27 protein-coding genes are annotated in these 15,860 nt (G+C 63.5%); all 27 read left to right on the forward strand.

Annotation, left to right across the window (positions count from 1 at the left end):
* Positions 1-651, forward strand: a 651-nt coding sequence (locus LCM32_RS20110) for an EF-Tu/IF-2/RF-3 family GTPase (RefSeq protein WP_263618263.1), incomplete at its 5' end; no start/stop codon positions are given.
* Between the two features lie 166 nt (positions 652-817).
* Positions 818-1,126, forward strand: a complete 309-nt coding sequence (gene rpsJ / locus LCM32_RS20115; protein ID WP_224822883.1) for a 30S ribosomal protein S10 — start codon at positions 818-820, stop codon at positions 1,124-1,126.
* A gap of 14 nt (positions 1,127-1,140) precedes the next feature.
* Positions 1,141-1,983 (forward strand): 50S ribosomal protein L3, encoded by an 843-nt coding sequence (gene rplC / locus LCM32_RS20120; RefSeq protein ID WP_224822884.1) that lies wholly within the window; start codon positions 1,141-1,143, stop codon positions 1,981-1,983.
* Positions 1,980-2,597: a 50S ribosomal protein L4 gene (gene rplD, locus LCM32_RS20125; RefSeq protein WP_224822885.1), complete on the forward strand. Its 618-nt coding sequence runs from the start codon at positions 1,980-1,982 to the stop codon at positions 2,595-2,597. Before rplC ends, rplD begins: the two co-directional genes overlap by 4 nt.
* Positions 2,594-2,890: a 50S ribosomal protein L23 gene (locus LCM32_RS20130; protein ID WP_222492164.1), complete on the forward strand. Its 297-nt coding sequence runs from the start codon at positions 2,594-2,596 to the stop codon at positions 2,888-2,890. Before rplD ends, LCM32_RS20130 begins: the two co-directional genes overlap by 4 nt.
* Positions 2,891-3,310: 420 nt before the next feature.
* The gene (gene rplB / locus LCM32_RS20135; protein WP_224822886.1) at positions 3,311-4,150 is read left to right on the forward strand and encodes a 50S ribosomal protein L2; all 840 of its coding nucleotides are present in this window, start codon (positions 3,311-3,313) and stop codon (positions 4,148-4,150) included.
* Positions 4,151-4,153: 3 nt separating this feature from the next.
* Positions 4,154-4,432, forward strand: a complete 279-nt coding sequence (rpsS, locus tag LCM32_RS20140; protein ID WP_222492168.1) for a 30S ribosomal protein S19 — start codon at positions 4,154-4,156, stop codon at positions 4,430-4,432.
* Between the two features lie 3 nt (positions 4,433-4,435).
* Positions 4,436-4,816, forward strand: coding sequence for a 50S ribosomal protein L22 (gene rplV / locus LCM32_RS20145; protein WP_224822887.1), 381 nt, complete (start codon positions 4,436-4,438; stop codon positions 4,814-4,816).
* The gene (gene rpsC / locus LCM32_RS20150; protein ID WP_224822888.1) at positions 4,816-5,523 is read left to right on the forward strand and encodes a 30S ribosomal protein S3; all 708 of its coding nucleotides are present in this window, start codon (positions 4,816-4,818) and stop codon (positions 5,521-5,523) included. The genes rplV and rpsC overlap by 1 nt, the downstream gene beginning before the upstream one ends.
* A 12-nt stretch (positions 5,524-5,535) precedes the next feature.
* The gene (gene rplP / locus LCM32_RS20155; RefSeq protein ID WP_224822889.1) at positions 5,536-5,949 is read left to right on the forward strand and encodes a 50S ribosomal protein L16; all 414 of its coding nucleotides are present in this window, start codon (positions 5,536-5,538) and stop codon (positions 5,947-5,949) included.
* A 163-nt stretch (positions 5,950-6,112) separates the two neighbouring features.
* Entirely contained in the window at positions 6,113-6,733 is a 621-nt protein-coding gene (locus LCM32_RS20160; protein ID WP_224822890.1) for a 2OG-Fe(II) oxygenase family protein, read from the forward strand.
* 39 nt (positions 6,734-6,772) lie between these two features.
* Positions 6,773-7,246 (forward strand): acyl-CoA thioesterase, encoded by a 474-nt coding sequence (locus LCM32_RS20165; RefSeq protein WP_224822891.1) that lies wholly within the window; start codon positions 6,773-6,775, stop codon positions 7,244-7,246.
* A gap of 620 nt (positions 7,247-7,866) precedes the next feature.
* Positions 7,867-8,610: a prephenate dehydrogenase gene (locus LCM32_RS20170; protein ID WP_224822892.1), complete on the forward strand. Its 744-nt coding sequence runs from the start codon at positions 7,867-7,869 to the stop codon at positions 8,608-8,610.
* Between the two features lie 127 nt (positions 8,611-8,737).
* Positions 8,738-8,938, forward strand: a complete 201-nt coding sequence (rpmC, locus tag LCM32_RS20175; RefSeq protein ID WP_222492182.1) for a 50S ribosomal protein L29 — start codon at positions 8,738-8,740, stop codon at positions 8,936-8,938.
* Positions 8,939-8,949: 11 nt separating this feature from the next.
* Positions 8,950-9,180, forward strand: coding sequence for a 30S ribosomal protein S17 (gene rpsQ / locus LCM32_RS20180; RefSeq protein ID WP_222492184.1), 231 nt, complete (start codon positions 8,950-8,952; stop codon positions 9,178-9,180).
* A gap of 82 nt (positions 9,181-9,262) precedes the next feature.
* Positions 9,263-9,631, forward strand: coding sequence for a 50S ribosomal protein L14 (gene rplN, locus LCM32_RS20185; RefSeq protein ID WP_005621870.1), 369 nt, complete (start codon positions 9,263-9,265; stop codon positions 9,629-9,631).
* Positions 9,631-9,942 (forward strand): 50S ribosomal protein L24, encoded by a 312-nt coding sequence (rplX, locus tag LCM32_RS20190; RefSeq protein ID WP_224822893.1) that lies wholly within the window; start codon positions 9,631-9,633, stop codon positions 9,940-9,942. Before rplN ends, rplX begins: the two co-directional genes overlap by 1 nt.
* Positions 9,935-10,498 (forward strand): 50S ribosomal protein L5, encoded by a 564-nt coding sequence (gene rplE / locus LCM32_RS20195; RefSeq protein ID WP_222492188.1) that lies wholly within the window; start codon positions 9,935-9,937, stop codon positions 10,496-10,498. Before rplX ends, rplE begins: the two co-directional genes overlap by 8 nt.
* A 17-nt stretch (positions 10,499-10,515) precedes the next feature.
* Positions 10,516-10,821: a 30S ribosomal protein S14 gene (rpsN, locus tag LCM32_RS20200; RefSeq protein ID WP_222492190.1), complete on the forward strand. Its 306-nt coding sequence runs from the start codon at positions 10,516-10,518 to the stop codon at positions 10,819-10,821.
* A 12-nt stretch (positions 10,822-10,833) separates the two neighbouring features.
* Positions 10,834-11,226, forward strand: coding sequence for a 30S ribosomal protein S8 (gene rpsH, locus LCM32_RS20205; protein WP_224822894.1), 393 nt, complete (start codon positions 10,834-10,836; stop codon positions 11,224-11,226).
* 10 nt (positions 11,227-11,236) lie between these two features.
* Complete coding sequence (gene rplF, locus LCM32_RS20210; RefSeq protein ID WP_224822895.1) at positions 11,237-11,770, forward strand: 50S ribosomal protein L6; 534 nt, start codon at positions 11,237-11,239, stop codon at positions 11,768-11,770.
* Between the two features lie 11 nt (positions 11,771-11,781).
* Positions 11,782-12,141, forward strand: coding sequence for a 50S ribosomal protein L18 (rplR, locus tag LCM32_RS20215; protein WP_224822896.1), 360 nt, complete (start codon positions 11,782-11,784; stop codon positions 12,139-12,141).
* 175 nt (positions 12,142-12,316) lie between these two features.
* Complete coding sequence (rpsE, locus tag LCM32_RS20220) at positions 12,317-12,892, forward strand: 30S ribosomal protein S5 (RefSeq protein WP_224822897.1); 576 nt, start codon at positions 12,317-12,319, stop codon at positions 12,890-12,892.
* 12 nt (positions 12,893-12,904) lie between these two features.
* Positions 12,905-13,093: a 50S ribosomal protein L30 gene (rpmD, locus tag LCM32_RS20225; RefSeq protein ID WP_222492200.1), complete on the forward strand. Its 189-nt coding sequence runs from the start codon at positions 12,905-12,907 to the stop codon at positions 13,091-13,093.
* A gap of 159 nt (positions 13,094-13,252) precedes the next feature.
* Positions 13,253-14,281, forward strand: coding sequence for an Atu2307/SP_0267 family LLM class monooxygenase (locus LCM32_RS20230; protein WP_224822898.1), 1,029 nt, complete (start codon positions 13,253-13,255; stop codon positions 14,279-14,281).
* Between the two features lie 20 nt (positions 14,282-14,301).
* A complete protein-coding gene (locus tag LCM32_RS20235; protein WP_224822899.1) occupies positions 14,302-15,060 on the forward strand; it encodes a gamma-glutamylcyclotransferase in 759 nt (252 codons plus the stop codon).
* A gap of 223 nt (positions 15,061-15,283) precedes the next feature.
* The gene (rplO, locus tag LCM32_RS20240) at positions 15,284-15,757 is read left to right on the forward strand and encodes a 50S ribosomal protein L15 (RefSeq protein WP_224822900.1); all 474 of its coding nucleotides are present in this window, start codon (positions 15,284-15,286) and stop codon (positions 15,755-15,757) included.
* Positions 15,758-15,860 lie beyond the last annotated feature (103 nt).

A 15,860-nucleotide genomic window follows, 5' to 3' on the forward strand; every position in this document is an offset into this window, starting at 1 on the left:
GGCCGTGACGAAGCCATCGGCGAGAACAAGATCCGCGAACTGATGGCGGCTGTGGACGAGTACATCCCCCAGCCGGCACGTGCCGTGGACCAGCCCTTCCTGATGCCGATCGAAGACGTGTTCTCGATCTCGGGCCGTGGTACGGTTGTGACCGGCCGCGTCGAGCGTGGCGTGGTGAACGTTGGCGACGAACTCGAAATCGTCGGCATCCGCGACACCAAGAAAACCACCTGCACCGGCGTGGAAATGTTCCGCAAGCTGCTCGACCGCGGTGAAGCTGGCGACAACATCGGCGCGCTGCTGCGCGGTATCGACCGTGAAGGCGTGGAACGTGGCCAGGTGCTCTGCAAGCCCGGCTCCGTGAAGCCCCACACCGAGTTCGAGGCCGAAGCCTACATCCTGACCAAGGAAGAAGGCGGCCGTCACACTCCGTTCTTCGCGAACTACCGTCCGCAGTTCTACTTCCGCACCACGGACGTCACCGGCACCGTCAAGCTGCCCGAAGGCACCGAGATGGTCATGCCCGGCGACAACCTGAAGTTCGAAGTCGAACTGATCGCCCCGATCGCGATGGAAGAGAAGCTCCGCTTCGCCATCCGTGAAGGCGGCCGCACCGTCGGCTCGGGCGTCGTCTCGAAAATCATCAAGTGATCTGACGAACGGGCAACCGTTCTGATTGACACATCGACGGCTGGGCCTTAAAGCCCAGCCGACTTACCAAAACGGCGGGCTCCGGCCCGCCGCTCGGGTTCGAAGAGGGGCAGGGAATGAACCCGGCTCCTCCTCTCAACTCCAACGCCGAAGAAGGCTGAATGACATGCAAGGTCAAACCATTCGCATCCGGCTGAAGGCATTCGATTACCGCGTGCTGGACGCCAGCACCGCGGAAATCGTGAACACGGCCAAGCGCACTGGCGCGACGGTTCGTGGCCCGATCCCGCTGCCGAACAAGATCGAGAAGTTCACGGTTCTCCGTGGCCCTCACATCGACAAGAAGTCCCGTGACCAGTTCGAGATCCGCACCCACAAGCGGCTTCTGGACATCGTGGACCCGACCCCGCAGACCGTGGACGCGCTGATGAAGCTCGACCTCGCTGCTGGCGTCGACGTCGAGATCAAGGTTTAAGGAGGGTCCAACTGATGCTCCGTTCCGGTATCATCGCAAAGAAGGTGGGGATGACCCGCCTGTTCATGGAAGACGGCAAGCAGATCCCCGTGACCGTGCTGCAGCTGGACAAGCTGCAAGTCGTGGCACAGCGGACCTCCGACAAGGACGGCTACTCGGCTGTTCAGCTCGGCGCCGGCTCGGCGAAAGCCAAGCGCACTTCCAAAGCCATGCGCGGTCACTTCTCCGCCGCCAACGTCGAACCCAAGCGCAAGGTCGCCGAGTTCCGCGTTGACGCAGAGAACCTGATCAACGTCGGTGAGGAAATCACCGCAGACCATTACTTCGAAGGCCAGTTCGTCGACGTGTCCGGCACGTCGATCGGTAAGGGCTTCGCTGGTGCCATGAAGCGTCACAACTTCGGCGGTCTGCGTGCCTCGCACGGTGTCTCGATCTCGCACCGTTCGCACGGTTCGACGGGTCAGTGTCAGGACCCGGGCAAGGTGTTCAAAGGCAAGAAGATGGCAGGCCACATGGGTGCCGTCCGTGTCACCACGCAGAACCTGCAGGTCGTCAAGACCGACAGCGAGCGTGGCCTGGTCTTCATCAAGGGTGCCGTTCCCGGCTCCAAGGGTGGCTGGGTGACCGTCAAGGACGCCGTCAAGAAACCGTTCCCCGAGAACGCGATCCTGCCCGCCGCTCTGAAGTCCGCCGCTGAAGAAGCCAAGCGTCTCGCCGAGGAAGCCGCCGCACAGGCCGCCGCCGAGGAAGCCGCAGCAGCAGAAGCAGCAGCAGCCGAGCAAGCCGCCGCTGAAGAGGCCGCCCTGAAAGAAGCTGAAGCTTCGATCGAGGCCGAGAAGAAGGAAGGCGAAGAATGAAAATCGACGTGATCAATCTGGACGGCTCGTCGGCCGGTTCCGTCGATCTCGGCGACGAGATCTTCGGCCTGGAGCCCCGTGCGGACATCCTGCACCGCGTGGTCCGCTGGCAGCGCGCCCGCGCGCAGGCCGGTACCCACAAGGTCCTGACCAAGTCCGAAGTCAGCTACTCGACCAAGAAGATCTATCGCCAGAAGGGCACCGGCGGCGCACGCCACGGCTCCCGCAAGGCACCGATCTTCCGTCACGGTGGCGTCTACAAGGGCCCGACCCCGCGCAGCCACGCCCACGACCTGCCGAAGAAATTCCGCAAGCTGGGTCTGAAGCACGCGCTGTCGGCCAAGGCCAAAGAAGGCTCGCTGGTGATCCTGGCGTCGGCCGAGGCCGAGGGCAAGACCGCCGCACTGGCCAAGCAGGTCAAGAACCTGGGCTGGAAGCGTACGCTGATCATTGACGGCGCCGCCGTCAACGAAGGCTTCGCCAAGGCCGCAGCAAACATCGATGGGCTGGACATCCTGCCGTCGATGGGCGCCAACGTCTATGACATCCTGAAGCGTGACACCCTCGTGCTCACGAAGTCGGCTGTCGAAGCACTGGAGGCTCGTCTGAAATGAGCGCGAAAGCAGAACATTACGACGTGATCCGCAAGCCGATCATCACCGAGAAAGCAACCATGGCTTCCGAAGCCAACGCGGTTGTCTTCGAAGTGTCGATCGACGCCAACAAGCCGCAGATCAAAGAAGCGGTCGAGGCGCTGTTCAATGTCAAGGTGAAGGCCGTTAACACGACCATCACCAAGGGCAAGGTCAAGCGCTTCCGCGGCATGCTGGGCAAGCGGAAAGACGTGAAGAAGGCCTACGTGACGCTCGAAGAGGGCAACACGATTGACGTGTCCACCGGGCTCTGATCGATACGGTCTGACGACTTTGGAAGGCCCTCCGCGCAAGCGGGGGGCCTTTCGCTTTGCGGGCCGCCCTGGGAGCTGCTGCGAGGCCCTTGAGGGCCCGGCAAGGGCTCCCGAGGGTCGGCCAGGGTAGGCCTCCAGGGGCCTTCCAAGGGGCTCTGTAGGGCAGGGGAGGGCGCAGGGGCTGCGCCTATCGGGTCAAGGACGTAAGGGCTTTGCCGCTTCGTCACCTGAATCGTCCCGCGCTATAGACACGGTCGGGCAAGACTGCTAAACGCGCCCAATCTCGGAGGCCCCGGATTCGTTCCGGGGCCTCTGGATATTTGAACTGGGGACCTTCGGGGCCCTCTACTGGCCACCTTCGGGGGGCTGAACCATAGGCGGGGCTCGACCCTGCCGCGTAGCAAACGGAAGACAGAAAGCATGGCACTTAAGTCGTATAAGCCGACGACGCCGGGCCAGCGCGGGCTGGTGCTGATCGACCGTTCGGAGCTGTGGAAAGGACGCCCCGTCAAGGCCCTCACCGAGGGTCTGACGAAGAATGGCGGCCGGAACAACACCGGACGGATCACGATGCGCCGCAAGGGCGGCGGGGCGAAACGCCTCTATCGGATCGTCGATTTCAAACGGAACAAGTTCGACGTCACCGGCGTCGTTGTCCGCATCGAATACGACCCCAACCGGACCGCATTCATCGCGCTCGTGCAGTACGATGATGGCGAAAAAGCGTACATTCTTGCCCCCCAGCGTCTGGGTGTGGGCGACAAGGTCGTGTCCGGCTCCAAGGTCGACATCAAGCCCGGTAACGCGATGCCCTTCTCGGGCATGCCGATCGGTACCATCGTGCACAACATCGAGCTGAAGCCCGGCAAGGGCGGCCAGATCGCACGCGCCGCGGGCACCTATGCCCAGTTCGTCGGCCGTGACGGTGGCTACGCTCAGATCCGCCTCTCGTCGGGCGAACTGCGCATGGTCCGTCAGGAATGCATGGCCACCGTCGGTGCCGTTTCGAACCCGGACAACTCGAACCAGAACTACGGTAAAGCCGGCCGCATGCGTCACAAGGGCATCCGCCCGAGCGTCCGCGGCGTGGTCATGAACCCGATCGACCACCCCCACGGTGGTGGTGAAGGCCGGACCTCCGGTGGTCGTCACCCGGTTACCCCCTGGGGTAAGCCGACCAAGGGTGCACGGACCCGTAAGAACAAGGCGACGGACAAGTACATCGTCCGCTCGCGTCACGCTCGCAAGAAGGGCCGCTAATCTATGGCACGTTCTGTTTGGAAGGGCCCCTTCGTTGACGCTTACGTCCTGAAAAAGGCGGAAGCGGCACGCGAATCCGGCCGTAACGAAGTCATCAAGATCTGGTCGCGCCGCTCGACGATCCTGCCCCAATTCGTGGGCCTGACGTTTGGCGTCTACAACGGTCAGAAACATGTTCCCGTCAACGTCACGGAAGACATGATCGGTCAGAAGTTCGGTGAATACTCGCCGAGCCGGACCTATTATGGTCACGCCGCCGACAAAAAAGCGAAGCGGAAGTAAGTCATGGGCAAGGAAAAGAACCCCCGCCGCGTGGCAGACAACGAAGCGATGGCCAAAACCCGCATGCTTCGCACCAGCCCGCAGAAACTGAACCTCGTTGCAGCGATGATCCGCGGCAAGAAGGTCGAAAAGGCCCTTTCGGACCTGACCTTCTCCAAGAAGCGGATCGCGGAAGACGTGAAGAAATGCCTTCAGTCCGCCATCGCGAACGCCGAGAACAACCACAACCTGGACGTCGATGAACTGATCGTCGCCGAGGCATATGTGGGCAAGAACCTCGTGATGAAACGCGGCCGTCCCCGCGCACGTGGCCGGTACGGCAAGATCATGAAGCCGTTCTCGGAAATCACCATCCTGGTGCGTCAGGTCGAGGAGCAAGCCTAATGGGTCAGAAAGTCAATCCGATCGGCATGCGCCTTCAGGTCAACCGGACCTGGGACAGCCGCTGGTACGCGGACACCAAAGACTTCGGCGACATGCTGCTCGAAGACGTGAAAATCCGCGAGTTCATCAAGGACGAGTGCAAGCAGGCCGGCGTGGCCCGCGTGATCATCGAGCGCCCGCACAAGAAGTGCCGCGTCACGATTCACACCGCACGTCCCGGCGTGATCATCGGTAAGAAAGGCGCCGACATCGAGGTGCTTCGTAAGAAGCTGGCCAAGATGACGGACTCGGAACTGCACCTCAACATCGTTGAAGTGCGCAAGCCCGAGCTCGACGCACAGCTGGTTGGCGAGTCCATCGCTCAGCAGCTGGAGCGCCGTGTCTCCTTCCGCCGCGCCATGAAGCGTGCCGTGCAGAACGCCATGCGTATGGGTGCCCTCGGCATCCGCGTGAACGTTGCCGGCCGTCTCGGCGGCGCAGAGATCGCCCGCACCGAATGGTACCGCGAAGGCCGTGTGCCCCTGCACACCCTGCGCGCGGACATCGACTACGCGCACTCTGAAGCCACGACCCCCTATGGCATCATCGGGATCAAGGTCTGGATCTTCAAAGGCGAGATCATGGAACATGATCCGCAAGCGCGGGATCGCAAGGCTCAGGAACTTCAGGATGGTCCGGCGCCCCGCGGTGCTGGCGGCCGTCGCTGAGGAGGATAAGAGATGCTTCAACCCAAGCGTACAAAATTCCGCAAGCAGCATAAGGGCCGTATCCACGGTCAAGCCAAAGGCGGTTCCGACCTCAACTTCGGCCACTTCGGCCTGAAGGCGACCCAACCCGAGCGCATCACCGCGCGTCAGATCGAGGCAGCACGCCGCGCCCTGACCCGCCACATGAAGCGTCAGGGCCGTGTCTGGATCCGGATCTTCCCGGACGTTGCCGTCTCCTCCAAGCCCACCGAAGTCCGGATGGGTAAAGGTAAGGGTTCGGTCGACTACTGGGCAGCCAAGGTCAAGCCGGGCCGCGTCATGTTCGAGATCGACGGCGTGTCCGAAGAGATCGCACGTGAGGCCCTGCGCCTCGCAGCCATGAAGCTGCCGATCAAGACCCGCATCGTGGTCCGCGAAGACTGGTAATCGCCCCGCGGCCCCGGCCGCAGCGATAGACAAGATCGAGAGCCCCCGCCGTCACCGGCGGGGGTTTTCTGTAAGGGCAGGGGGGAAATGCGCCCCCGCGGCTATCCCGGGGCGGCAAAAGCCCGTATGGGGGGCCGGCAGACCGACGCCACAGGAGGCCATCATGTCCAGCATCCGTTCCCTCTTTGTCACCCGTCTCTATCAGGCCGCGCTGCGCGAGCACGGGCCGGTGATCGACACCGACGAGCTTGAAGCCTCCTGCTATTCCATCGCCGAGGATGACGAGGCCGGGCAGGACTGGTGCGAGGAGCACGACTACCCGGGCTACACCTCCTATGCCTCGCTGACCGATCTGCCGTGGCGCTTCCCGATCTTCGGCGAGCTGGTGAAGTCCCTCGACGCCCATGTCGCGGCCTTCGCCGAGGAGCTGGGCTTCGATCTGGACGACAAGCCGCTGAAGCTGGAAGACCTCTGGATCAACATCCTGCCCGAGGGCGGCACCCACGCCAGCCACATCCACCCGCATTCCGTGATCTCCGGCACCACCTACGTGGCGATGCCCGAGGGCACCTCGGCGCTGAAGCTGGAAGACCCGCGTCTGCCGATGATGATGGCCGCGCCCACCCGCAAGAAGACCGCGCCGGACGAGCTGAAGCCCTTCATCTACGTGAAGCCCGCCGTGGGTGACGTGCTGCTGTGGGAAAGCTGGCTGCGCCACGAAGTGCCGATGAACATGACCGAAGAGGACCGGATCTCGGTCAGCTTCAACTACTCCTGGGGCTGAGACCCGGGCATGACGAACGACCATCAAGGAGACACCCAGATGGACCCGCGCAAACTGGAAATGACCGTGCTGATGACGCCGGACATGGCGAACTTCAGCGGCAAGGTGCACGGCGGCGCGCTGCTGAACCTGCTGGACCGCGTGGCCTTCTCCTGTGCCTCGCGCTACTCCAAGCAATATGCCGTGACGCTCTCGGTCGATCAGGTGATGTTCAAGGAGCCGATCAACGTGGGCGAGCTGGTGACCTTCCGGGCCAGCGTGAACTACGCCGGTCGGACCTCGATGGAGATCGGGATCCGTGTCGAGGCGCAGGAGATCCGTTCCGGCAAGAGCCGGCACACGAACTCCTGCTACTTCACGATGGTCGCGGTGGATGCGCAGGGCAAACCGGTGGAGGTGCCTGAGTTGCAGGTGCTGACCGAGGAAGAGAGCAAGCGCCTGAACGCCGCGGAGATCCGCAAGCGCCTGCGCAAGGAATTCGCCGCCGAGATGCACAAGGCGACGAAGGGATAAGAGAGACGGGCGGCCTTGGCCGCCCGTTTTCGTTTTAGGGGGCTGGTCCGTTCTGGCCCGCTGATCCCCGAGTTCGGATTGCGGTTCGGAGAGGTGTAACGCGGTCGTGCGTTACCATTTCGGTTTCGTTGCCATGCCATCCGAAGTCACGGGGCTTGGCCAAGGCGCACGGGGGGCTCTCTACCCAGCCCAGATCACCCGGCCTCTCGAAATGTCCCGCCCGGCCTCAGGCCGGGCAGCGCCGTCCCGCCCCCCTGGGGCGGCGCTATTGCGCCACCCCGCGGGCCGGCGCTGCCCTTCGTGGCGACGTGGCGACGTGGCGACGTGGCGACGTGGCGACGTGGCGACGTGGCGAGGCGGGCCTCGCGTGACAGCCAGAGGCACGGTGGGGCAAACACCCCTCCCCACCTCTCCTCACGGTCCACACCCCGCTTGACCACTCGCGCCGACGGGCCTACACCACAGCCATGACGCATCCGACCCTTCAATTCGCAACGGTCTATTACCCGCTGATCTGATCAGCGGATGCCTCGTCATGTTCTCCGCTGCCCCTGCCAGCGGTCGAACTCAGCCCCCAAGCTCTACTCGCGGACCCTGGCCTCTCTCCCAAGGACCAGACAATGCCCGCCACTCCCTCCCTCTCGCTCTTCGGCTTCGGCGCCTTCGGTCAGCTTCTGGCCCGGCACCTTGCGCCCGCGTTCCCGCTGACGATCTGCGACCCATGTCCCAAAGCGCAGCAGCAGGCCCGCGACCTCGGCCTGCGCTGTGTCTCGCCGCAGGAGGCCGCGCGCGCGGATATCCTGATCCTCGCTCTGCCGCTTTCCCGGATCGGGCCGCTGCTGGAACAGATCGCCCCTCACCTGCACCCCGGCCAGATGGTGCTCGACGTCTGCTCGGTGAAGGAAGAACCCGTCCGCCTGATGCAGGCGCTCCTGCCCGAGGGGGTCGAGATCCTCGGCACCCACCCGATGTTCGGCCCGGCGAGTGCTGCCACGGGGCTGCAAGGGGCGCAGGTGGTTCTCTGTCCGGTGCGGGGCAGGGGCTGGCGGCGGCTGGGGGCCTACCTGAGGGCGCGTCACGGGCTCAAGGTCCTTCGGGCCACGGCAGAGGAACATGACACCGAGGCGGCGCTCAGCCAGGGGCTGACGCATCTGCTGGGCCATGTGCTGGCGGACATCGGGCCCGCGCCCCGCATCCGGACCCGCAGTTTCGAGATGATGATGGCGGCGCTCGAGATGGTTGCCGGGGACGCGCCCGAGGTCTACGAGGCGGTCACCCGCGCCAACCGCCACGTGGCCCCGCTGCGCGCCCGTCTGGTGGCCGCACTCAACGCCGAAGGGGCGGCGGGGGAGGGCGGACGTTAATCGCCCTTTGCCTGTTGACCCGAAGGGCAGTGCCGCGTATAGGCAGCGCTCATTGTTCTGACATAACCCACCGGATTCGGGGTTACCGCTTGCGGGCCCACCGGTGCCAGGAAGGAAAGGAAGAGTCATGAGCGCTCAAGAGCTCCGTGACAAGACCCCTGACCAGCTCCGTGAAGAGCTGGCCAATCTCAAGAAAGAGCAGTTCAACCTGCGCTTTCAGCAGGCCACCGGCCAACTGGAAAACCCCGCTCGTATGCGTCAGGCCCGCCGTCAGGCGGCCCGTGTGCTGACCATTCTGAACGAAAAAGCCGCTTCGGCTGCTGAATAAGGGGAAGACAGATGCCCAAACGTATCCTGCAAGGCGTCGTCACTTCCGACGCAAACGCACAGACCGTCACCGTGTCGGTGGAACGCCGCTTCACGCACCCGGTTCTGAAAAAGACCATTCGTAAGTCCAAGAAGTACCGGGCTCACGACGAGAACAACACCTTCAAGGTGGGCGACGCGGTCCGCATCCAAGAATGCGCACCGAAGTCGAAGACGAAACGTTGGGAGGTGCTGGAAGCGTAAGCTTCCACGCCTCTCCCAGCATGAGCGAAACCCTGGGGGATAAGGCCAGTCTGAGGCTGCCCCAAAGGTCGGGAGAAACCAAATGATCCAGATGCAGACCAATCTGGATGTTGCTGACAACTCCGGCGCACGCCGAGTTCAGTGCATCAAGGTCCTGGGTGGTTCCAAGCGTAAGTACGCTTCGGTGGGCGACATCATCGTCGTCTCCGTGAAGGAAGCCATCCCGCGCGGCCGCGTCAAAAAAGGCGACGTGCGTAAAGCAGTCGTCGTGCGCACCGCCAAAGAAGTTCGCCGTGAAGATGGCACCGCGATCCGCTTCGATCGCAATGCAGCCGTCATCCTGAACAACAACAACGAGCCCGTCGGTACGCGTATCTTCGGCCCGGTTGTTCGTGAGCTGCGCGCCAAGAACTTCATGAAGATCATCTCGCTTGCTCCGGAGGTGCTGTAATGGCTGCTAAACTCCGCAAGGGCGACAAGGTCGTCGTGCTGGCCGGCAAGGACAAGGGCAAGGAAGGCGAAATCGTCTCCGTCGACCCGAAAGCCGGCAAAGCCGTGGTGGAAGGCGTCAACATGGCCGTCCGTCACACCCGTCAGAGCCAGACCTCGCAAGGTGGCCGCCTGCCCAAGGCCCTGCCGATCGACCTGAGCAACCTGGCCCTGCTCGATGCCAACGGCAAAGCGACCCGCGTCGGCTTCCGCATGGAAGGTGACAAGAAGGTGCGTTTCGCCAAGACCACCGGGGATGCGATCGATGCTTGATACCGCGACCTATACCCCGCGTCTTAAGACGCAGTATGTCGAGACGATCCGTGCCGCTCTGAAAGAAGAGTTCGGCTATTCGAACGACATGATGATCCCCCGCCTGGACAAGATTGTCCTGAACATCGGCTGCGGTGCCGAGGCGGTAAAGGACAGCAAGAAAGCCAAATCGGCCCAGGAAGACCTGAGCGCGATTGCGGGCCAGAAAGCTGTCGTCACCAAGGCGAAAAAGTCGATCGCAGGCTTCCGCGTCCGTGAAGAAATGCCGCTGGGTGCGAAAGTGACCCTGCGCGGCGAGCGGATGTACGAATTCCTCGACCGTCTGATCACCGTTGCGATGCCCCGTATCCGCGACTTCCGCGGCGTGTCGGGCAAGAGCTTCGACGGCCGTGGCAACTACGCCATGGGCATCAAGGAGCACATCGTCTTCCCCGAGATCAACTTCGACAAAGTCGATGAGAACTGGGGCATGGACATCGTGATCGCCACCACCGCCAAGACCGACGCGGAAGCTAAGGCGCTGTTGAAAGCTTTCAACATGCCTTTCAACAGCTGATCGCGGGAGAGAGAGACATGGCTAAAAAATCTATGATCGAGCGCGAGAAGAAGCGCGAGCGGCTGGTCAAGAAGTACGCCGCTAAGCGCGCCGCGCTTAAGGAAGTCATCGCCGACGAGTCGAAGCCGATGGAAGAGCGTTTCCGCGCCACCCTGAAGCTGGCCGAGCTGCCCCGCAACTCGTCCGCGACCCGTCTTCACAACCGTTGCCAGCTGACCGGCCGTCCCCACGCTTACTACCGTAAGCTGAAGGTCTCCCGGATCATGCTGCGGGAACTGGGCTCCAACGGCCAGATCCCCGGTCTGGTTAAGTCGAGCTGGTAAGGAGGGCATGGTATGAACGATCCTATCGGCGATATGCTCACCCGCATCCGCAACGCGCAGCTGCGCGGCAAATCCACCGTCATGACGCCCGGCTCCAAGCTCCGCGCATGGGTTCTGGATGTGCTGGCGGACGAAGGCTACATCCGTGGCTATGAAAAAGGCACCGATGCCAACGGTCACCCGACCCTGGAAATCAGCCTGAAGTACTTCGACGGCGCCCCCGTCATCCGTGAGGTCAAGCGGGTTTCGACCCCCGGCCGTCGCGTGTACATGGGCGTCAAGGACATCCCGTCGGTCCGTCAGGGCCTGGGTGTGTCGATTGTCAGCACGCCCAAGGGCGTGATGTCGGACGCTGCAGCCCGCGCCGCCAATGTTGGCGGTGAGGTCCTCTGCACGGTCTTCTAAGGAGCAGGATATGTCTCGTATTGGGAAAAAACCGGTCGAGCTGCCCTCGGGTGTCACCGCATCCGTGTCCGGCCAGACCGTCGAAGTGAAAGGCCCGAAAGGGACCCACAGCTTCACCGCGACCGATGACGTCAGCATCACCGTCGAGGACAACGTGGTTTCCGTGAAACCCCGTGGCACCTCGAAGCGTGCGCGCCAGCAGTGGGGCATGAGCCGCACGATGGTTGCGAACCTGGTGACTGGCGTGACCTCCGGCTTCAAGAAAGAGCTTGAGATCACCGGTGTGGGTTACCGTGCTGCAGCTCAGGGCAACACCCTGAAGCTGAACCTCGGCTACTCGCACGATGTGGACTTCTCCGTGCCGGCGGGCGTGACTGTCACGACCCCGAAGCCGACCGAAGTCATCATCGAAGGCACCGACGCGCAACTCGTCGGCCAGGTTGCGGCTAACATCCGCGAATGGCGTGCTCCCGAGCCCTACAAAGGCAAGGGGATCAAGTACAAAGGCGAGTATATCTTCCGCAAGGAAGGCAAGAAGAAGTAAGGACGTAACAGATGGCACTGAGCAAACGGGAACTGTTCCAGAAGCGCCGCCTGCGCGTCCGGAACAAGCTTCGCAAGGTGAATGCCGGTCGCGTGCGGCTGTCGGTTCACCGTTCGAACAAGAACATCAGCGTTCAGCTGATCGACGACGTGCAGGGCGTGACCCTCGCAGCAGCTTCGACCCTCGAGAAGGATCTCGGCTGCGTCGGCAAGAACAACATCGAGGCGGCCCAGAAAGTGGGCGCCGCGATTGCCGAACGCGCCAAGAAAGCCGGCATCGAAGAAGCATACTTCGATCGTGGTGGCTTCCTGTACCACGGCAAGGTGAAGGCTCTGGCCGACGCCGCGCGTGAAGCAGGTCTGAAGATCTGATTTCAGAACACGGGTGTGCGCGTCTCTTTTGAGGCGCGCGCACCTTTCTCTTTCGCCCCTCGGGGCGGCAGGGCAGGCGGGTCCCCCCGCCTCGATGATCCGGGAAGACCGCCCTCGTGGTGCTTCACCTGGATTGGACAGCAAGGGCGAAAGCCCCAGAGTTATGGAGTGCCGAATGGCCAGAGACGAGAACCGCCGGGACCGCCGCGAACGCGAGGAAGCCCCGGAATTCGCAGATCGCCTTGTTGCGATCAACCGTGTGTCGAAAACCGTGAAAGGTGGTAAGCGCTTTGGCTTCGCCGCACTCGTGGTTGTCGGCGACCAGAAAGGCCGCGTTGGCTTTGGTAAAGGTAAGGCCAAGGAGGTCCCCGAGGCCATCCGTAAGGCAACCGAGCAAGCCAAGCGTCAGATGATCCGCGTCCCGCTGCGCGAAGGCCGCACCCTGCACCACGACATCGAAGGTCGTCACGGTGCCGGCAAGGTCGTCATGCGGACCGCACCGCAAGGTACCGGGATCATCGCAGGTGGCCCGATGCGTGCCGTCTTCGAGATGCTGGGCGTTCAGGACGTGGTCGCCAAGTCGATCGGTTCGCAGAACCCCTACAACATGATCCGCGCCACCCTGGACGGCCTGACCAAAGAGTCGAGCCCCCGTATGGTCGCGCAGCGTCGTGGCAAGAAAGTGGCCGACATTCTGCCCAAGCGTGACGAGGCCCCGACCGAGTCCACGCAAGTGGCCGAAGAGGCGTAAGGAGAGCGACCAATGGCAAAAACCATCGTTGTTAAGCAGGTCGGCTCGCCGATCCGCCGCCCCGCCATCCAGCGTCAGACGCTGATCGGCCTGGGCCTGAACAAGATGCACAAGACCCGCGAACTGGAAGACACCCCTTCCGTGCGCGGCATGATCAACAAGGTCTCGCACATGGTCGAGATCATCGAAGAGCGCGACTGAGCTTTCTTCGGATCATGAGATCAGCGAACGGCGCCCCTCGGGGCGCCGTTTTGCGTTTCGGGACCTGTGCGCATGCCGCAGAAGCCCTGTGCGTCCTCTCCCCTGTGCGGCAGGGCCCGTGCGCTCTAGGTTGGGGCCAAGGATATCTGGGAGACGACCATGGAAGTGGGCCTGTACACCTTCGGCGACATCGGCAAGGACCCGGCGACGGGCAAGACGGTCAACGCGCACCAGCGGCTGAAGAACCTGATGGAAGAGATCGAACTGGCCGATCAGGTCGGGCTCGATGTCTTCGGGCTGGGGGAGCATCACCGCCCGAACTATGCCATCACCACGCCGCCGGTGGTGCTGGCTGGCGCCGCGCGCACGACGAAGCACATCCGCCTGTCCTCGGCCGTCTCTGTGCTGTCCTCCGACGATCCGGTGCGGGTCTTCCAGCAGTATGCCACCCTCGACAATCTCAGCGACGGCCGGGCCGAGCTGATGGTGGGGCGGGGCAGTTTCATCGAGAGCTTCCCGCTCTTCGGCTATGACCTGAACGATTACGACGCGCTCTTCGAAGAGAAGCTGCAGATGCTGCTCGCGATCAACGAGGCGGAGAAGCTGCGTTGGTCCGGCTCGGACCACACCCAGCGGGTCGATGGCCTCGGCGTCTATCCCCGCCCGGTGAACGGCAAGCTGCCGATCTGGATCGCCGCCGGTGGCACGCCCGATTCGATGATCCGCGCCGGTGTCCTCGGTACGCCGCTGGCGCTGGCGATCATCGGGGGCGCACCGCGCCGCTTTGCCCCGCTGGCCGATCTCTACCGTCGCGCGGCGGAACAGGCGGGCAATGCCGACAAGGCGCGCGTCTCGCTCAACGTCCACGGTTTCGTCGGCGAGGATGGCAAGCGGGCTGCGGATGTCTTCTACCCGGCGCAGAAGGCGGTGATGGATCAGCTGGGCCGTGAACGCGGCTGGCCGCCGCAGTCCCGCGCCCAGTTCGACGCCGGGACCGGGCCGGAGGGCGCGATGTTCGTCGGCAGCCCGGCGCAGCTGGTGGACAAGATCCTCGGGCTGAAAGATGATCTGGGCTTCGACCGGGTGACGATCCAGATGGCGATCGGGATCATCGACCACGCCGAGATGCTGAAGGCGATCGAGGTGCTGGGCACCAAGGTTGCCCCTGAACTGCGCAAGGCGGGCTGACCCGCCGGGACGAGAGGCCCATGACCGAACTATCCCAGGGAGGCGATCCCTTCCGCCATCACCCCGAACTGGCCCGGCTGATCCGCCCTGCGGCGCAGAGCTTCTTTCGCACCATGGCGCCTTCCGATCTGGATGCGACCATGGCCCGGCAGGGGCATGGCCCGGAATGGCGCTACCCGGACGCGGTGCGCGAGGAGATGCGCCATGCCGTGCTGGCGGGTCATCGGGGGCGGGACCTCTGGGTCTTTGCCTACGGGTCGCTGATGTGGGATCCGGGCATCGAGTTCGCGGAGGTCCGGCAGGCCCATGTGGCCGGCCACTGCCGCAAGATGTGCCTCGTGGACCGCTCCGGCGGGCGCGGCGACGAGGAACGACCGGGGCTGATGGCCGGGCTCGACCGTGGCGGCAGTTGTCATGGCCTCGTCTTCCGCATTGCGGCGGAGCAGGTCGAAGTGGAGAGCGAGGTGGTCTGGCGTCGCGAGATGATCGCGCCCTGCTACCGGGCGGTCTTCATTCCCGTCCACACGGCGCAGGGGACTGTCGAGGCGCTGGCCTTCGAAGCGGACAACAGCACCGACATGATCGAGACTGACCTTTGCTATGACCTGCAGGTGCGCTATCTCGCCACGGGGCAGGGGATGCTGGGCACCTCGATGGAATACGTCGACAACCTGCTGGAGCATTTCGAGACGCTGGGCATCGACGATGCCGCGCTGGCCAAGCTCGCCGCGGATGCCCGGCAATACCGGGCGGATCATCCCTCGGAGGTGCCCGCCTGACGGCCTGATCGGGCGCGGGGCAACGGCAGGGGAGGGGCAGGGGAGGCGGCCGTGCGCGCCGCGCCATCCCCCTGCATCTGGCCGCGGACAGCCCTTGAAAGGCGCAGCCCTCTTCGCTATACGCGCCCGGTGGCCCCGGATGGGGCTGCGACTCGTATCATATCAACACGCCGTGTTCGGCCGCTCCCGTCGCTGGGGGCCGCATCCGGCAAGGAGAAGCGACATGAAACTGAACGAACTCCGCGACAACGCGGGCGCCGCACCGAAGGCCAAACGCATCGGCCGTGGCCCGGGCTCGGGCAAAGGTAAGATGGGTGGCCGTGGTATCAAGGGTCAGAAATCCCGCTCGGGCGTGGCCATCAAGGGCTACGAAGGCGGCCAGATGCCCCTCTACCAGCGTCTGCCCAAGCGTGGCTTCAACAAGCCCAACCGCCTGAAATACGCTGTCATCAACCTCGGCATCATCGCCAAGTTCGTTGAAGCCGGCAAGATCGACGCCTCCGCGCCCGTCACCGAAGACGTGCTGGTTGCCTCGGGTGCAGTCCGCCGCAAGCTGGACGGTGTCCGCATCCTCGCCAAGGGCGAGATCGCAACCGCGCTGAACCTGGAAGTGACCGGTGCCTCCAAGGCTGCTATCGAGGCAGTTGAGAAGGCTGGCGGTTCGCTCAAGGTCACTGCGGCCGCTGCCGCGGAATAAGAGGTTGTGAGCGGCGAATGAGCCGCTTACATACCTTTGAGTTTTCCTGAAACGCCGCCAGAGCCGGGGAACGGCCCTTGGCGGCGTTGTCACATGAAAGAGA

The organism is Pseudooceanicola nanhaiensis, from assembly GCF_020171315.1.
GTDB lineage: Bacteria > Pseudomonadota > Alphaproteobacteria > Rhodobacterales > Rhodobacteraceae > Pseudooceanicola > Pseudooceanicola nanhaiensis_A.

Bases quoted from the DNA above. Each gene is read 5' to 3' on its own strand.
- rpsJ (WP_224822883.1), top strand. From the start codon at position 818: ATGCAAGGTCAAACCATTCGCATCCGGCTGAAGGCATTCGATTACCGC.
- rplC (WP_224822884.1), top strand. From the start codon at position 1,141: ATGCTCCGTTCCGGTATCATCGCAAAGAAGGTGGGGATGACCCGCCTG.
- rplD (WP_224822885.1), top strand. From the start codon at position 1,980: ATGAAAATCGACGTGATCAATCTGGACGGCTCGTCGGCCGGTTCCGTC.
- LCM32_RS20130 (WP_222492164.1), top strand. From the start codon at position 2,594: ATGAGCGCGAAAGCAGAACATTACGACGTGATCCGCAAGCCGATCATC.
- rplB (WP_224822886.1), top strand. From the start codon at position 3,311: ATGGCACTTAAGTCGTATAAGCCGACGACGCCGGGCCAGCGCGGGCTG.
- rpsS (WP_222492168.1), top strand. From the start codon at position 4,154: ATGGCACGTTCTGTTTGGAAGGGCCCCTTCGTTGACGCTTACGTCCTG.
- rplV (WP_224822887.1), top strand. From the start codon at position 4,436: ATGGGCAAGGAAAAGAACCCCCGCCGCGTGGCAGACAACGAAGCGATG.
- rpsC (WP_224822888.1), top strand. From the start codon at position 4,816: ATGGGTCAGAAAGTCAATCCGATCGGCATGCGCCTTCAGGTCAACCGG.
- rplP (WP_224822889.1), top strand. From the start codon at position 5,536: ATGCTTCAACCCAAGCGTACAAAATTCCGCAAGCAGCATAAGGGCCGT.
- LCM32_RS20160 (WP_224822890.1), top strand. From the start codon at position 6,113: ATGTCCAGCATCCGTTCCCTCTTTGTCACCCGTCTCTATCAGGCCGCG.
- LCM32_RS20165 (WP_224822891.1), top strand. From the start codon at position 6,773: ATGGACCCGCGCAAACTGGAAATGACCGTGCTGATGACGCCGGACATG.
- LCM32_RS20170 (WP_224822892.1), top strand. From the start codon at position 7,867: ATGCCCGCCACTCCCTCCCTCTCGCTCTTCGGCTTCGGCGCCTTCGGT.
- rpmC (WP_222492182.1), top strand. From the start codon at position 8,738: ATGAGCGCTCAAGAGCTCCGTGACAAGACCCCTGACCAGCTCCGTGAA.
- rpsQ (WP_222492184.1), top strand. From the start codon at position 8,950: ATGCCCAAACGTATCCTGCAAGGCGTCGTCACTTCCGACGCAAACGCA.
- rplN (WP_005621870.1), top strand. From the start codon at position 9,263: ATGATCCAGATGCAGACCAATCTGGATGTTGCTGACAACTCCGGCGCA.
- rplX (WP_224822893.1), top strand. From the start codon at position 9,631: ATGGCTGCTAAACTCCGCAAGGGCGACAAGGTCGTCGTGCTGGCCGGC.
- rplE (WP_222492188.1), top strand. From the start codon at position 9,935: ATGCTTGATACCGCGACCTATACCCCGCGTCTTAAGACGCAGTATGTC.
- rpsN (WP_222492190.1), top strand. From the start codon at position 10,516: ATGGCTAAAAAATCTATGATCGAGCGCGAGAAGAAGCGCGAGCGGCTG.
- rpsH (WP_224822894.1), top strand. From the start codon at position 10,834: ATGAACGATCCTATCGGCGATATGCTCACCCGCATCCGCAACGCGCAG.
- rplF (WP_224822895.1), top strand. From the start codon at position 11,237: ATGTCTCGTATTGGGAAAAAACCGGTCGAGCTGCCCTCGGGTGTCACC.
- rplR (WP_224822896.1), top strand. From the start codon at position 11,782: ATGGCACTGAGCAAACGGGAACTGTTCCAGAAGCGCCGCCTGCGCGTC.
- rpsE (WP_224822897.1), top strand. From the start codon at position 12,317: ATGGCCAGAGACGAGAACCGCCGGGACCGCCGCGAACGCGAGGAAGCC.
- rpmD (WP_222492200.1), top strand. From the start codon at position 12,905: ATGGCAAAAACCATCGTTGTTAAGCAGGTCGGCTCGCCGATCCGCCGC.
- LCM32_RS20230 (WP_224822898.1), top strand. From the start codon at position 13,253: ATGGAAGTGGGCCTGTACACCTTCGGCGACATCGGCAAGGACCCGGCG.
- LCM32_RS20235 (WP_224822899.1), top strand. From the start codon at position 14,302: ATGACCGAACTATCCCAGGGAGGCGATCCCTTCCGCCATCACCCCGAA.
- rplO (WP_224822900.1), top strand. From the start codon at position 15,284: ATGAAACTGAACGAACTCCGCGACAACGCGGGCGCCGCACCGAAGGCC.